15 protein-coding genes are annotated in these 15,518 nt (G+C 60.3%); 5 read left to right on the top strand and 10 right to left on the bottom strand.

Annotated elements, in window-relative coordinates; all coding sequences use genetic code 11:
• Positions 1-29: 29 nt before the first annotated feature.
• Entirely contained in the window at positions 30-1,730 is a 1,701-nt protein-coding gene (locus EM6_RS07575) for a hypothetical protein (RefSeq protein ID WP_126421570.1), read from the top strand.
• Positions 1,731-1,743: 13 nt separating this feature from the next.
• Here the strand turns inward: EM6_RS07575 and EM6_RS07580 are convergent, their stop codons facing one another.
• From EM6_RS07580 to EM6_RS07590, 3 genes are all read right to left on the bottom strand, one after another.
• Positions 1,744-3,426, bottom strand: a complete 1,683-nt coding sequence (locus EM6_RS07580) for a HAMP domain-containing methyl-accepting chemotaxis protein (RefSeq protein ID WP_126421572.1) — start codon at positions 3,424-3,426, stop codon at positions 1,744-1,746.
• A gap of 374 nt (positions 3,427-3,800) precedes the next feature.
• On the bottom strand, positions 3,801-5,483 hold the full coding sequence (locus tag EM6_RS07585) for a methyl-accepting chemotaxis protein (RefSeq protein WP_126421574.1): 1,683 nt from the start codon (positions 5,481-5,483) through the stop codon (positions 3,801-3,803).
• 142 nt (positions 5,484-5,625) lie between these two features.
• Entirely contained in the window at positions 5,626-6,024 is a 399-nt protein-coding gene (locus EM6_RS07590; protein ID WP_126421576.1) for a VOC family protein, read from the bottom strand.
• A 98-nt stretch (positions 6,025-6,122) separates the two neighbouring features.
• Between EM6_RS07590 and EM6_RS07595 the strand changes: the two genes are divergently transcribed.
• Positions 6,123-7,787 carry a M28 family peptidase gene (locus EM6_RS07595; RefSeq protein ID WP_126421578.1) on the top strand — a complete coding sequence of 555 codons (1,665 nt, stop codon included), beginning with the start codon at positions 6,123-6,125 and terminating at the stop codon, positions 7,785-7,787.
• A gap of 122 nt (positions 7,788-7,909) precedes the next feature.
• On the opposite strand, the gene EM6_RS07600 is transcribed toward EM6_RS07595, so the two are convergent.
• The 3 genes from EM6_RS07600 to polA form a co-directional block, all read right to left on the bottom strand.
• Positions 7,910-8,233 (bottom strand): BrnA antitoxin family protein, encoded by a 324-nt coding sequence (locus EM6_RS07600; protein WP_126422954.1) that lies wholly within the window; start codon positions 8,231-8,233, stop codon positions 7,910-7,912.
• A 148-nt stretch (positions 8,234-8,381) separates the two neighbouring features.
• Positions 8,382-8,522, bottom strand: coding sequence for a BrnT family toxin (locus tag EM6_RS17745; RefSeq protein WP_420000731.1), 141 nt, complete (start codon positions 8,520-8,522; stop codon positions 8,382-8,384).
• A 31-nt stretch (positions 8,523-8,553) separates the two neighbouring features.
• Positions 8,554-11,415 carry a DNA polymerase I gene (gene polA / locus EM6_RS07610; RefSeq protein WP_126421580.1) on the bottom strand — a complete coding sequence of 954 codons (2,862 nt, stop codon included), beginning with the start codon at positions 11,413-11,415 and terminating at the stop codon, positions 8,554-8,556.
• A gap of 405 nt (positions 11,416-11,820) precedes the next feature.
• On the opposite strand from polA, the gene EM6_RS07615 reads away from it, so the two are divergent.
• Positions 11,821-12,102: a type II toxin-antitoxin system RelE/ParE family toxin gene (locus tag EM6_RS07615; RefSeq protein WP_126421581.1), complete on the top strand. Its 282-nt coding sequence runs from the start codon at positions 11,821-11,823 to the stop codon at positions 12,100-12,102.
• Between the two features lie 30 nt (positions 12,103-12,132).
• Complete coding sequence (locus EM6_RS07620; RefSeq protein ID WP_126421583.1) at positions 12,133-12,432, top strand: HigA family addiction module antitoxin; 300 nt, start codon at positions 12,133-12,135, stop codon at positions 12,430-12,432.
• A gap of 131 nt (positions 12,433-12,563) precedes the next feature.
• On the opposite strand, the gene EM6_RS07625 is transcribed toward EM6_RS07620, so the two are convergent.
• The 4 genes from EM6_RS07625 to EM6_RS07640 form a co-directional block, all read right to left on the bottom strand.
• The gene (locus EM6_RS07625; protein ID WP_232037021.1) at positions 12,564-12,932 is read right to left on the bottom strand and encodes an endonuclease domain-containing protein; all 369 of its coding nucleotides are present in this window, start codon (positions 12,930-12,932) and stop codon (positions 12,564-12,566) included.
• 216 nt (positions 12,933-13,148) lie between these two features.
• Positions 13,149-13,616, bottom strand: a complete 468-nt coding sequence (locus EM6_RS07630; protein WP_126421585.1) for a lactoylglutathione lyase — start codon at positions 13,614-13,616, stop codon at positions 13,149-13,151.
• Between the two features lie 98 nt (positions 13,617-13,714).
• A complete protein-coding gene (locus EM6_RS07635) occupies positions 13,715-13,927 on the bottom strand; it encodes a zinc-finger domain-containing protein (RefSeq protein ID WP_126421587.1) in 213 nt (70 codons plus the stop codon).
• A 121-nt stretch (positions 13,928-14,048) separates the two neighbouring features.
• On the bottom strand, positions 14,049-14,483 hold the full coding sequence (locus EM6_RS07640) for an OsmC family peroxiredoxin (RefSeq protein WP_126421589.1): 435 nt from the start codon (positions 14,481-14,483) through the stop codon (positions 14,049-14,051).
• Positions 14,484-14,724: 241 nt separating this feature from the next.
• Here EM6_RS07640 and EM6_RS07645 point away from each other — a divergent pair, with 241 nt between their 5' ends.
• Positions 14,725-15,486 carry a class II glutamine amidotransferase gene (locus tag EM6_RS07645; RefSeq protein ID WP_126421591.1) on the top strand — a complete coding sequence of 254 codons (762 nt, stop codon included), beginning with the start codon at positions 14,725-14,727 and terminating at the stop codon, positions 15,484-15,486.
• The last annotated feature ends 32 nt before the right edge of the window (positions 15,487-15,518 follow it).

Raw genomic sequence — 15,518 nt, forward strand, 5'->3', positions numbered from 1 at the left:
CAATTATTGACAAGACGCATCGGAGCGTTATGGCCGGTCAGATTCACTACGAAATCTTCTCGCGCAAGACGCCGCAATCGGGCTGGGTGCTGCAAAACGCGCTGGAAGACCGTGACGCCGCCATCGCACAGGCGCGTGAATTGCTGAATGCCCGTCGCGCCGCCGCCATCAAGGTGACCAAGGAAGTCTTTTCCGACGATACCGGGGAATTTCGCACCTATACCGTCCTGACTGAGGGCCTGCCGGAAACGCGCAGCAAGCCGAAGGCGGCCAGCAGCGCCGAGCCGGTTTGCACGTCACCGCAAGACCTCTATAGCCGCCACGCTCGCGAAACCATTGCTCGCGTGCTGGAAGACTGGCTGCGTCGTCAAGGCGCGACCGCGTTCGAGTTGTTGCACAGCCCGCTCCTGTGCCAAAGACTGGACGCCTCGGTCAACGATCTTACCCATGCTATCCAGAAGGTCGCTATTCCCGAATCCGAAGAAACCGGGGCCTCAATCCACGAAATCATGCGCCGCTGGAACAATCTGGTGGATAAGGCGATTGCCCGCGTCATCAACGACGGTCGCAAGAATGTGTTCAGCGAAATCGACCTTACGGGCGATATCGCCACACAGGTGGCCCGCATCGGGCAATCACCGGAGCGCCACTATGTGCTGGGCGGTGCTGTGGCCCGGCTGATGGGCGCAGATCGCAGTACCGAAGGCAAGTTGGCACCGTTGACGCAGATCGCCACCGCCCTTGCCGCAAGGTCAGATTTACAATGGGCGCTCGACATTATTGAAACCCCCCTTGTCGAACTGCTTGGGCGAAGGGGCGGACTAAATGATAGTCAGGACGCAAAGAGTGACAGCCTGGCCTTTATGACCCACATGGTCAGCAGCGAAGCCATTGAGCGCCTGAGCCAGGTGGATGCCAGTATCGGGCGCGCCCTGCCGCCGCCGCCACCGCATCTCGAAGCGTTTGCGCACCTGATCCGTAAGGGCCATTTCCGCAACCTGCGTCTTCAGGCCTTTCGTAATGTGCTGACCGAACTGCGCGGCGTGAAGCGGCTGATGCCGGACAATCCAGTGGGCGAAATCGACCTCCTGCGCGCCATGGCGCTGGCGCTCACCGCCGGCAGCCAGCAGCAGGTCGAGCGCGAAGATATTTCCGACGCCTTTATCGAACGCTCCAAAATGCTGGTGTCGAGTGCTTTTGTCGAAGGCCTGACGCGCGGCGCACCGCACTGCCTCGAAGAGATTGAGCGCCTGTTGTGGCTGTGCGAGAACGTGGTCGGGGCGGCCAATAAAAAACAGGCGGCGCGCTGGCTTTTGTCGTCCCTGACGGCGCATCGGTTTGAAACGGACCTGCGTGATCCCAAACGCCCGGCGGCGCAGCGCCTTCAGTTGCTGGCCCTGCTGCAACGCCGCATCACCAAGGCCAGCTTGAGTGAAAGCGATACCGAAGCCGCCCATACGCGACTGGGGCAGATCGGCGCGCAGATTGCCGGGGATGTGCAGCTTTTGCCGCAAATCCTAAAAGGCTCCAAGTCACCGCTTCAGCGCATGGCGGCCCTGCTGGGGCTGGCCACCGGTCAGTCGGGGCCGCTGGGCGCACTCAGCGAACTGGCCAAGGCTGAGATCATGAAGCAGTTGCGCGCCCCCGATGTGCGCGCCAGCCTGATGGAAGACCCGGCGGCGCTGGTGCGGCTCAAACCCCTGCTGGTACAGGCCGGTCTGGCGGCATAGGCACCAAACCGGATCAGGCGGCGCGCACCTGCGCCAGGAAGCCGTTGACCTGCGCCTGCAACTTCGCCGCCTGTTGCGCCAGTTCGGATGAAGCGCTGAGCACCTGAGACGCGCCTGTGCCGGTTTCTTCGGCCATGCGGGCCACGCCGGTGATGTTTTGCGTCACTTCAATCGCGCCGGTGGACGCCTGAGTTACGGACAATACGATCTCGCTGGTGGCGGCACCCTGCTGCTCGACCGCGGCGGCGATGGTGGCGGAGGATTCGTTGATGATGCGGATGGTCTGCGAGATGTTTTCGATGGCGCGCACCGCCTGTTCGGTGGTCGCCTGAATACCCGCGATCTGCTGATTGATTTCAGTCGTCGCATGAGCGGTCTGGGTAGCCAGCGTTTTCACCTCGGCGGCCACAACCGCAAAACCCTTACCCGCTTCACCGGCCCGCGCCGATTCGATGGTGGCATTGAGCGCCAGCAGGTTGGTCTGCGAGGCGATGCTTGAGATCATGTCCACGATGCTGGTGATACGGCCTGCCGCACCCGACAACTCATTGACGATGGCATAGGTGGCTTCGGCCTCGCCCACCGCTTCGCGCGCCTTGCTGAGCGAGTGTCGCACCTGACGGCTGATTTCAGAGATCGACGCCCCCAGTTCTTCGGCTGATCCCGCCACGGAGGTGACACTGCTGCCGGCCTGTTCGGCCGCAGCGGAAACGGACTGCGCCTTTGCCGAGGATTCCTGTGCTGACGCCGACAATTGCGCTGCCGTCGCCTGCATTTCGGTTGCGGCGGAGGACACCATTTCAACCACGCCGCCTATAGCCCCTTCGAAATCGGCGGCCAGATCGCGCATCGCCTGTCTGCGCTGATGCTCGGCGTCTTCGCGGGCCCTGGCCGCCTCGGCTTCCAGCGCGCGGTTGCGGATCAGGCCGTCGCGGAACACCTCGACGGCCGCCGCCATTTGCCCGATTTCATTGCGTTCGCCCAGATGAGGCACTTTTACCTCGGTCTGACCACTGGACAGAACCTTCATCACGTCCGACATGCGCGCAATGGGCACAGAGACGGCGCGGACCATCAGAAAGCCGATCAGCGCCGCACACAGGGCCGTCACGCACAGCGCGATCAGGATCAGGGTGCGGGCCGTCGCGCCCTGTTCCATGCCATAAGCGGCGGCCTTCTCTCCGGCCTCCACCTGATAGGCGCGGGCTTCTTGAATATAGTTGCGGAGTTCACGGGCCTGTGTACGCATCTCTTGCGAGAAATAGGCCTGAGCTGCCGCCATGTCACCGGTATCAATCAGACCGGCATAATGCGTGCTATTGGCCATATAGGTTTTCAGTTCTGCACGGATTTTTTCGGCCTGCGCCCGCTCCTCAGGGCTGGTCAGGTGGCGCGTACTACCTTCTATGGCTTGCGACAGTTGAGCCAGTTCCTGATTAACGCTGTCGCGAATTTCCGGCCGTTCGGACTCGGGAACAGTCGTAAGCTGAAGCTGACGAAATCGGGCCAGTTCAAAACTCTGACCGGCTTCGCCAAGACCATGAGAGGCCGGCAGCCAGTGGGTGGCAAGATCACTGAGGGACGCGTTGACGGTGGCCAGACGGTTGATTGCAAACAGACCCAGTCCCAGCGTGCAGGCAAGGACAACCGAAAAGGCAGTGATAATCCGTATCCGGACAGAAATATGTCTGAACATTGTTCCCCCTCTTGATAATTGCAGGCGTGCATCCGAACAATTCAAAGAGGAGTGTTATCTGAAGGTGTAAAAACAGGGTTAAGGGATTGTATATGTGGACTGTGAGACCTGAGGGGGAAATGCGGCATGGGCTGAATGGGGGCATACCAAGGGTCATCGAAAATGACTCCTGGTATGCCTTTCGAGAGAGTCTCGTGTCTTCAACGTCCAGATGCAGTCAGCATCTTCGGCCGTTGGATTAGAGCGATGTGCGGAAAAGTGTGAGCGGTTTTCCGCAAAAACATCGCGACAAAACATAAATTTTGAGCGAAATGGCGTTTCCATCTAAAATCATTTCGCTCTAGTTCCCGATTGAGCCTGACCCCAGAGCCGCCTTATGCCGCGCGGACCTGCGCCAGGAAGCCATTGACCTGCGCCCGCAGCGTTTCCGCCTGTTGCGCCAGCTCGGAAGAGGCGTTGAGCACCTGAGACGCGCCCATGCCGGTTTCTTCGGCCAGACGGGCGACGCCGGTGATGCTTTGGGTCACCTCAGTCGTGCCCATAGAGGCCTGATTGACCGCCTGCACGATCTCGCTCGTCGCCGCGCCCTGCTGCTCCACCGCAGCGGCGATGGTGGCAGAGGACTCGTTGATGATGCGGATGGTCTGCGAGATGTTTTCGATGGCGCGCACTGCCTGTTCGGTGGTCGCCTGAATACCCGCGATCTGCTGATTGATCTCGGTGGTGGCGCGGGCCGTCTGGGTGGCCAGCGTCTTCACTTCGGCGGCGACGACCGCAAAACCCTTGCCCGCTTCACCGGCGCGTGCGGATTCGATGGTGGCATTAAGCGCCAGCAGATTGGTCTGCGACGCGATACCCGAAATCATGTCCACGATCCCGGTGATGCGGCCCGCGGCCTCTGACAGTTCGTTGACGATGGCCGAGGTGGCTTCGGCCTCAGTAACCGCTTCGCGCGCCTTGGTCAGCGAATGCTGGACCTGACGGCTGATCTCAGAGACAGAGGCCCCCAGTTCCTCAGCCGAACCGGCCACAGAGGTCACGTTGGTGCCGGCCTCTTCGGCGGCTGCCGACACCGACTGTGCCTGAGCCGAGGATTCCTGCGCCGAAGCGGTCAGTTGAGCCGCCGTGGCCTGCATCTCCGTCGCGGCGGAGGACACCATTTCAACCACGCCACCAATAGCCCCTTCGAAATCGGCGGCCAGATCACGCATGGCCTGCTGGCGCTGATATTCGGCGTCTTCGCGGGCCTTCGCCGCCTCCGCTTCGAGGGCAAGGTTGCGGATCAGGCCGTCGCGGAAGACCTCGACAGACGCCGCCATCTGCCCGATTTCGTTGCGCTCGCCCAGATTGGGGACCTTCACGTCGGCCTGACCGCCGGACAGGGCCTTCATCACCTCCGACATGCGCGCAATCGGCACAGAGACGCTGCGGATCATCAGGAAGCCGATCAGGGCGGCAAACACTGCCGTCGCGGCCAGCGCGATCAGGATCAGGGTGGCGGCTGATCTGCCCGTGGCGATGCCCTGATTCGCGGCCTTGTTGCCTTCTTCGACCTGATAGGCGCGGTCGGCGCGGATAGCGTCGCGCAAGGTACGGGCCTGAGCCTGCATATCGTTCATAAAGAAGGTTTGTGCGCCCGCCATATCGCCTGCCGACACCATATCCAGATAGCGCTGGCTGTTGGTGCGGTAGCCCTCCATCGTGTCGTAGATCTTGTCGGCCAGCACCTGCTCGTCGCCACCGGAAATCATCGTCTTGTAGCTTTCGAGCGACCCTTCGAGGTCCTTGGACGCCTTGGCGATATTTTCGATGATCTCCGGACGCTCGGCCTCAGCGACGATCAGCAGTTGCGACTGGCGCAGGCGCATCAGTTCGAAGGTTTGCGAGGCGTCCCCCAGCGTATTGGCCGTCGGCAGCCAGTTGGAGCCCAGATCATCCACAGAGCGGTTGACGGCGTTCAACTGACTGATGCTGAACACCCCCAATCCGACCGTAGCAAACAGGATCAGGGCGAAGGCCGCGACGATACGCGCGCGAATGGTGAGATTTTTGAACATTGAGCACACGAAAACACGGGCAAGGATACAGATTATACGTTTCTCGATTTTCCGTATTAATGCTGAATGTAAGGTTAACTATAGTATAGATGAGAGTTTTAAAACGAAACGTACCATTACGTTTTCTAAAATTCGGAATATATTACCCGCGAAAATTGAGCTCCAGAAGAACATTGTTCGGATCGGCGACAAATATTTGTCGCAAAGATATACGCGCAATATCATTGGTGGCGTAGTGGAGTCCCATAACCTTAAGTTTATCTACGGTCTCCTCATAGCCGTCGCACTCAAAAGCGATATGGTGGATCGCCCCGGTCGGGTTACCGGGCACCACTTCACGCGGGATGGTGTTGTCGGTGCCAAAACGGTTTAGGTGGATCACGGCACGGTCACCGGAGTCGTAAAGCCACATGCGGTCCGCCGGGTCGCGCTCCGGCGCCGTACGTGCCTCAAGGTTCAACAGATCGGCATAGAAGGCGATGGTGCCCGCCATGTCGTGGGTTTGGATATTGAAGTGGTCGAGGCGTTTTACAGTGGTCATGGCCTCAGCTTATCGGGCCAAGGACGCAGGGGCAAATGCCAATTGCGCATCGTCAAAGGGCCGGCCTATAAAAGGCTTTTTAGCGAGGAGAGCCGCTCATGAAACGCACGCTGATCTGTCTCGGACTGATCGCCAGCTTCGCCGCCAGTGGGGCGTTGGCGCAGGTGTCTGGCGGTATAGACGGCGCGCGGATTTCGCAGGACGTAAAAGTGCTGGCCTCCGATGCTTTTGAAGGGCGCGCCCCCGGTACAGCCGGCGAAGCCAAGACCATCGCCTGGCTGAGCGAACGCTTCAAGGCGCTGGGCCTTGAGCCCGGTGGTGAAAACGGCAGCTATCTTCAGACCGTGCCACTGACCCATACGCGCCTGTCGCCGCCTTCGCTGTTGAACCTGCGCACGGCCGCAGGTACGCAGCCCCTCACCCACGAACAAGACATCTATCTGGCCACAGCCCGCCCGGTCGAGCGCCTGTCGGTCAAGGACCTGCCTATGGTCTTTGTCGGCTATGGCGTGAAGGCCCCGGAGCGTCAGCGCGACGATTTCAAGGGCGCGGACCTCAAAGGCAAGATCGCCGTCTTCCTGATCAATGATCCGGATTTCGAAGCCGCCGCCGATGAGTCGGTGGCGGGGCGTTTCGGCGGCCGGGCCATGACCTGGTACGGGCGCTGGGTCTATAAGTATGAGATTGCCGCGCGTCTGGGGGCCGCCGGCGCCCTGATCATCCACGATACGCCGGGCGCGGGCTATGGCTGGAGCACGGTCACCGCCCCGCATTCCGAAGTCTTCGACGTGGTGCGCCAACCCGATGCGCTTCAGGCCGTGCCGTTTCAGGGCTGGCTGAACGGCGCAGCGGCCGCGGACCTGTTTGGCAAAGCCGGGCTGGACCTCAAAGCCTTGCGTGTGGCGGCGCGTCGGGATGATTTCAAGCCGGTCGCCATCGGGGATGCGCGCCTGTCGATCGAGGCCGCGGTCAAGAGTGATCAGGTGCAGAGCCATAACGTCATCGCCCGCCTGCCTGGCAAAAGCCGCCCGGACGAGTCGATCCTGTACGGCGCGCACTGGGACGCCTATGGCATAGGTCCGGCGGACGCGCAGGGTCGCACCCTCCGCCCCGGTGCCAATGATGACGGGCTGGGGACCGCCGCCGTGCTGGAAGTCGCCCGTCAGTTTGTGCAGGGACCAAGGCCTGACCGCAGCGTCGTCTTTGCGCTATGGACCGCCGAAGAACGCGGCCTGCTGGGCTCGGAAACCTATGCCAGCCGCCCGACCTATCCGCTGGAAACCACGGTCGCCAATATCACGCTGGACGTGCTGCAAACGGCAGGCAAGGCAAAGGATATGGTGTTGATCGGCATGGGTCAGAACGATCTGGAAGACCGTCTGGCGACGCTGGCGCAGACTCAGGGGCGCACCCTGACCCCGGATTCCGCTCCCGAACGCGGTCTGTTCTATCGCGCCGACCACTTTTCGGTGGCCAAGCGCGGCGTGCCCACCCTGCTGATCATGGGACTGGGCGGCGGGGCCGATCTGGTCAAGGGTGGACGCGCCGCCGGAGAGCGCTGGGTCGCCGACTATACGGCCAACTGCTATCACAAGACCTGCGATGCGTGGAGCGCCGACTGGGACCTCAGCGGCGCGGTCGAAGATATCGACCTCGCCTACCGGTTGGGGCGTGATCTGGCCCATAGCCGCGACTGGCCACAATGGAAGGCGGGCTCGGAATTCCGCCCTGTGCGGGACAAGAGCGCCGGTGTGCGGAAGTAGAGCGATGTACGGAAACGGCGTTCGGCGAAGCCAAAAGTGTGAGCGGTTTTCCGCAAAAACATCGCGACAAAACAAAAATTTAGAGCGAAATGACGATTCCTCTTAAAGTCATTTTGCTCTAGTTAGCGTCGTTTCAGATCGGCCAGCATTTCCTTGCGGAGAATGGCATTCAAGCGGGTCTGATACCCCCTGCCGGACGCTTTCAGCCAATCGAGCACATCGGCATCAATGCGAACCGTCGCCTGCTGTTTGACGGGTTTGTAAAAGCGGCCACGCACAGCGTTTTTGAAAAAGTCGTCGGTCAGTGGCGGGATGTCGCTATAGTCGATGTCACTGTCCGGACGCTCGGAGAGGGCTTTGAGTTCGGCCCTTTGTTGATCTGTGAGCGGCGGAGGATTGTCGATATCCAGTTCATATCTGACGACTTTGGAAACGGTTGATTTCATATTGCTGTTTTTCATGCTTTTCGGCGCGGCGCGCAGAGATGATGCGGATAACTTCGATGACTTCGCCATGATCATCTTCTTCCCAGGTCGTATGGGCTACCGGCAACACCATATGGTCATCGACAAGACCGATTGTCTGCCAGCGCTCTTAGTAATCCGTGATGCGATCCAGTTTTGTAAGAACGTCCGGATCAAGAAAAACGCGGGTCGCCAAGGCAAAGCTGATCCCGTGCTTGCGCTTATTCGACAGAGCCTTGGCGTCATCCCATTCGAAGCGTAGCCTGGTCATATTGTAACTACAAAATTGCAACTACACAATATCAATGCGCCTCGTCCCAGTTGTCGGCTGCCTTGGCTTCGACCTCCAGCGGCACGGAGATGTCGAGCGCCGGTAGGGCCGCGTGTTTCATCACCTTGACGATCACCGCCTTGGCCGCCTCGACCTCGGCTTCGGGGGCCTCGAAAATCAGTTCGTCGTGCACCTGAAGCAGCATGGTGGTGGTCAGGCCCGCCGCTTCGAGCGCGCCCGGCATACGGATCATGGCGCGGCGGATGATGTCGGCGGCGGTGCCCTGAATGGGCGCATTGATCGCCGCGCGCTCGGCAAAGGCGCGCTGGCCCGCCGACTTGGCGTGGATGTCGGGGATGTGGATGCGCCGGCCGAAGATGGTTTCGACATAGCCCGTCGCCTTCACCTGGTCTTTCGCTGCGTCCATATAGGCCTTGATGCCGGGGAAGCGCTCGAAATAGGTCTTGATGTAGCGACCGGCCTCCTGATTGTCGATGCCGAGCTGATTGCCCAGACCAAAGGCCGAAATGCCGTAGATAATGCCGAAATTGATAGCCTTGGCGCGGCGGCGCACTTCGGACGGCATACCTTCGACCGGCACGCCAAACATTTCCGAGGCCGTCAGGGCGTGGATGTCAATGCCGTCCTGAAACGCCTTTTTGAGCTGGCCGATGTCACCGATATGGGCCAGCAGGCGCAGCTCAATCTGCGAGTAGTCGGCCGAGATCAGCTTATGCCCCGGACGCGCCACGAAGGCGGTGCGGATCTTGCGCCCTTCCGGCGTGCGGATCGGGATGTTTTGCAGGTTGGGTTCGTTGGACGACAGGCGGCCCGTCGTAGTTGACGCCAGTTGGTAGGAGGTATGGATGCGGTGCGTCTTCGGATCGGCATATTCGACCAAAGCATCCGTATAGGTGCCTTTCAGCTTGGCCATCTGCCGGTAATCAAGCAGCAGGCGGGCCAGACGCTGGCCCTGATCGTGCGTGCCCTTTTCGGCGATCTCTTCCAGCACCTTGACGTCGGTCGCCCACTGCCCCGTCGCGGTCTTCTTGCCGCCCGGCAGGGCCATTTCATCGAAGAAGATGGCCCCCAGTTGTTGCGGCGAATTGAGATTGAACGGATGGCCGGCCACCGTGTGCGCCTCGGCCTCGATCTCGCCCATACGCACGCCAAAGTCCTGCGACAGAAGGCGCAGCACCTGCGGGTCGATGCGCACGCCCGCCAGTTCCATGTCCGACAGAACCGTCGGCATGGCGCGTTCCAGCGTCTCATAGACGGTCAGAAGCCGCTTTTGCGCCAGTTGCGGCTTGAGCACATGCCACAAACGCAGCGTGATGTCGGCGTCTTCGGCGGCGTATTCGGTAGCGGGTTTCAGATCGACGAATTTGAACGATTTGGCGCTCTTGCCCGTGCCAGCCACCTGCTTGAACGGGATGGGCGTGTGGCCCAGATGCAGCTCCGACAGCTCATCCATGCCGTGCCCGTGCAGGCCGCCTTCGAGCACGTAGGAGATCAGCAGGGTGTCGTCATAAGGCGCGACACGGATGCCATAGCGCGCAAAGACCGACAGGTCGTATTTGATATTCTGCCCCACCTTGAGCACCGTCGGGTCTTCGAGCAGCGGCTTCAGTTCGGCCAGCGCCTCACCCAGAGCGATCTGTTTCAACTCATCCCCGGACAGGGCCAGACCGCCGTCGTCCGACTGATGCGCCAGCGGGATATAGACCCCCGACCCCGGCGCGCAGCTCAGAGAAACGCCGACCAGACCCGACGCCGTAGCCGACAGCGAGTCGGTTTCCGTATCGACGGCAAACACACCTGCCGCGCGGCATTGCGCCAGATAGGCCTTCAGCGCCTCTATGTCCTGAACACACTGATAGGCGCTGTAATCGACCGGCGTCAGCAGCGCTTCAGGGGTGGCCGGGCGCGGCGCGCTCACCTGAGTCGTGGTGCCGAACAGGGGCTTGGACACAGGCGCCGTGAGGTCGCGCGGGGTGGCCTGTGCCGTTTCGAGCGTCGCCAGCGACCCACCGACGCGACGCGCCAGAGAGGTGAACTCCATCTCGGCCAGAAACGCCCCCAGTTCGGCCGCATTGGGGTCTTTCAGAGCAAATTCCTCGATGGGGCACGGCGGCGGCACATCACAGCGCAGACGCACCAGCTCACGCGACATCAGGATCTGATCGCGGAAGTCGGTCAGGGCCTCGCGGCGCTTGGGTTGTTTGATCTCATGCGCACGCTCAAGCAAGGCATCGAGCGAGCCGTATTCGAGGATAAGCTGAGCCGCGGTCTTGATGCCGATGCCGGGCGCACCGGGGACGTTATCGGTGGAATCGCCGATCAGGGCCTGCGCATCGACGACCAGCTCCGGCGGCACGCCGAACTTTTCGATCACCTGCTCGCGCCCCACGTGCGTGCCCTTGACCGGATCGAGCATGGAAACGTGATCGTTGACCAGTTGCATCAGGTCCTTGTCGGACGAGATGATGGTGACTTCAAAGCCCTGCTCGACGGCCAGACGGGCATAGGTGCAGATCAGGTCATCGGCTTCAAAGCCCAGAAGCTCGACATTGTGGATGCCAAAGGCCTTCGTCGCCTGACGGATCAGGGGGAATTGCGGGATCAGGTCTTCGGGGGGCGGCGGGCGGTGCGCCTTATACTGATCATAGAGGTCGTTGCGGAAGGTGTGCGCCCCGGCGTCAAAAATAACCGCCAGATGCGACGGCGCATCGTCACCGCGGTTCTCTTTGATGAGCTTATACAGCATGTTGCAAAAGCCCGACACGGCCCCGACCGGCAGGCCATCGGACTTGCGCGTCAGGGGCGGCAGGCCGTGATAGGCGCGGAAGATATAGCCGGAACCGTCGATCAGGACGAGGCGTTTGGGGGACATGAGGGCTCGCTTCAAGAAGGGTGTGCAGGCTTCATAAAGCCATCCGCGCACGATGCCAATTCAAACCGTCAAATTGCGGCAGCAGGCTAGATCATTATGATTTCTGGTAGAAATATAATGATCTAGATGTTTAGTCCCTCGCCGGGCGGCGGCTTCGCCACCTTGGCCGCCGCCTCAATGGCAGCTTGAGCGGAATGATTCCACTAGAGCGATGTGCGGAAACGAAGTTCGGCGAAGCCAAAAGTGTGAGCGATTTTCCGCAAAAACATCGCGATAAAACAAAAATGTAGAGCGAAATGGCGTTTCCACCTAAAGTCATTTCGCTCTAGAAATCATTCCGCTCTTATGTTGCGCAACGCACAACAATTGCTTTGCTCTCATGCACGTTGTGTGATAAACAACACCATGATTGAAAGCTTCGCCAATCGTCAGACCCAGCAATTGTTTGAGGGCATCGCCGTCAAGCGCATGGATGCCGGTTTGCAAAAGCAGGCACTTCGACGGTTGATCTACCTTCACGCCGCCATAAGCCTGGATGATCTGCGCGTTCCGCCGTCAAACCGGCTGGAAGCCCTGCAAGGTGATCGCAAAGGCTTCTATTCGATCCGCGTCAATGACCAATGGCGCATTGTCTTCAAATGGCAGGACGGCAAGGCCTATGAAGTCGAATTCGTGGACTATCACTGAAACAGCACAGGCCTCTGGAAAGCACAGAAAATGACGGACTATATCGACATCGACCCGCCGGGCGTCCTGCTGAAGGAAGACTTTCTGGACGATCTGGGCATCCGCCCCGGCACGCTGGCGGCGGCCATAAAGGTGGATCGCGCGGCCATCAAGGCCATTATCGAAGGCCGCCGCGCCATCACGGCAGAAATGGCGCTGCGCCTGGGCCTGTTCCTCGGCACCAGCCCGGAGTTCTGGTTGAACCTGCAAAAGGACTACGATCTGCGCAAGGCGAAGCGCGAACGGTTCGACGAGTTAAAAGCCCAGATCGAGCCGCTCAAGGTGGCGTGATAACCAGCTCCCCATATTGGGCATACTGGTCCCAAGTGCTCGGGCGCGTGGGTAGCATTTAAGCCCCCCTACACCTCCCCACTGGCGGGGAGGGTGGCATTTGGCGCACGCCAAATGACGGGTGGGGTGGTTCACGACCTGTCCAGCCGCTCCAGAGCCTTCAGTCTCACCCCGTCAGCCACCGCGTCCGGATCGGCAAACACATCGGCAGCGGCAATCCGATAGACTTCCAGACCTTGCGCTTCGACGAACCGGTCCCGCTCAGCATCGCGTTGCGGGCGATCAGCCAGACTGTGGTGCGCCCCATCGACCTCGATACAGAGGCGTGCGGCCTTGCAATAGAAGTCGAGAATGTACGGGCCTAACGGATGCTGCCGCCGAAAGACCAGACCGTCATCAAGGCGCTGTTTCAGGCGTTCCCACAACAGCCATTCGGGCATAGTCAGGGCTTTGCGGAACCGGCGCGCTCTGGCGATTTGCTTCGGATCTGTGGCTGACAAGGTGACACCCCACCACCACGCCTTTCAGGCGCGGTCCCCCTCCCCGCACGTCGTGCAGGGAGGGGTAAGATTATCAGAGCTTCATGACTTTTTAAACCGCCCACAGATAGGCGCCCCCCCCTACACCTCTCTCTGGCGGGGAGGGTGGCCAGTCGAAACAACCAAAAAGCCGCCCGGAATTCCGAACGGCTTTTTGTGTTTCTCGCAGCTAAAACCCTACCAGCTCCCCGTATTGGGCATACTGGCCCACGGTTCCTGCGGGGCTTTGGGTGCCCCCTTTTGCAGCAGTTCGATGCTGATGCCGTCCGGAGAGCGCACAAAGGCCATATTGCCATCGCGCGGCGGGCGGTTGATCACCACGCCCATATCCATCAGGTGCTGACAGGCGGCATAGATGTCATCGACCTCATAGGCCAGGTGCCCGAAATTTCGCCCGCCCGTATAGTCTTCGACATTGCCGTTTTCGTCGGGCCAGTTATAGGTCAGCTCGACATGCGGCGCAGCACGGTCGCCACCATTGACGGTCGCCGAGGCCGAATCAAGCGTCGCGGCCAGAAACACCAGCGTAAAGCGGCCCTTTTCGCTCACCGTGCGGCGCACCTCAAACAGACCCAGACCGCGACAATAGAAATCGAGCGCCGCGTCCAGATCCTTCACGCGGACCATGGTGTGCAGGTATCTCATCAGAGCACTTTCCAAAAAGTGGGACGCACTTTTTGGATGAAAAAGTGCGCTAAGCCAAAAACGAAAGCGCCGATCTGACAACCTCAGATCGGCTGGCTTTAGTGATCGCCTTCGGGGCGCGGTGCCGGGCTTTGGTACTCGTGCGCGTGGTCCTTATGCACAAACTTGCGGTCGCAATAGCCGCATTCGACCTCACCATTGGCCCCCAGTTCCAGATAAACCAGCGGGTGACCCAGCGCGCCACCGCCGCCATTGCAGGCGACCTTGTGACCATCGACATAGATGACTTCGGGAGGAGGAACGGTGCTCATAGATATAAGGCCCAGCTAACTCAGGGAGATCAGGCCAAGCCTTACTGAAAGCCGCGCCGCGCGTCAAACCCCATTCATGTCTCGCCAACGTTCCGGGGAAACATGAATGGGTCAGGGCAGATTAGGCCAGCGTCGCTTCCAGGGTGATCGGCACCGAGGCCAGCGCCTTGGAGATCGGGCAGTTGGCCTTGGCCCCGGCGGCCAGTTCCTGAAACTGCTCCGCCGACACACCCGGCACATGGGCCTTCAGTTTTAGCGTGATGGCGGTGATGGAAAAGCCCGCTTCGGAGGGCGTGACCTCAACCACGGCTTCGGTTTCCAGCAGTTCCGCCGTGAACCCAGCCTTGGCCAAGGCGAATGACAGGGCCATGGTAAAACACCCCGAATGCGCCGCTGCGATCAGTTCTTCCGGATTGGTCCCGGCCTTACCGTCTTCGTCGCCGAAACGGGTCTTAAAGCTGTAGGGCTGGGCCGTGAAGGCGCCGCTTTGGGTGGTGAGCGTGCCGGTGCCGGTCATGCCGTCGCCGCGCCACTGGGCTGTTGCCGTGCGTCTCATCGGAAGTCTCCATGGAGAGCCTCATGCCGAAACGTGTGAAGCGGTTCGGAAACACATGAGGCGTTGCAAAAATAAATCGGCCCCAACGCGGCCAATACCGGAACGATTGGTAAACCGGGATGTGTAAACGGGCAATCCTGTTGCATATCTCTTCTTACTCAACGCGATAGAAAGCCTCGTTTGCCGGTCGGGGTGTGTGCCTGTTACAGGTGAGACGAGGTTTATATCCGGGTATTGAGACATGTGCGAACTTCTGGGCATGAGCGCCAATGTGCCCACCGACATCCGCTTTTCCTTTACGGCCCTGGCCAAGCGCGGCGGAGCCACCGGTCCGCACGCCGATGGTTGGGGCATCAGCTTCTATGAGCAAAAGGGCTGTCGTAATTTTCACGACCCGAACCCGTCGGCGACGTCCGAGCTGGCGGCACTGGTGCGTGACTACCCCATAAAGTCCAAGACGGTCATCGCCCATGTGCGCAAGGCCAATCGCGGCCGCGTGGCGCTGGAAAACACCCACCCCTTCACCCGCGAACTGTGGGGCCGGGCGTGGACCTTTGCCCACAATGGGCAGCTCAAGGGCGTCAAAGCCCTGCCGCTGAGCTTTTTCCGCCCGATCGGCACAACCGACTCCGAACACGCCTTCTGCTGGATACTCGATCAACTGGTCCGCAAATATATGGATTATCCGCCGGCCCGGGTGCTGGACAAGGAGGTCAAGCGGCTGTTCGGTGAGCTGCGCAAGATGGGCGTTTTCAATGCCTTGCTGACCGATGGACGGTCGCTTTACGCCAGTTGCTCAAAGAAGCTGACCTATATTCAGCGCCGCGCGCCGTTTGGTCGCGCCACCCTGATCGACGCCGAGATGCAGGTCGATTTCGCGCAGGAAACCACACCGAACGACAAGGTCATCATCATCGCCACCCAGCCCCTCACCCACGACGAGGTGTGGACAGCGGTCGAGCCGGGATCATCGCTGATTTTCCGCGCAGGCGAGGTGGTTTAATCTCACTCTCCATTGCGAGAAAGACAAAGCCT

It is taken from the genome of Asticcacaulis excentricus, from assembly GCF_003966695.1.
In the GTDB taxonomy this organism is placed as follows: Bacteria; Pseudomonadota; Alphaproteobacteria; order Caulobacterales; family Caulobacteraceae; genus Asticcacaulis; species Asticcacaulis excentricus_A.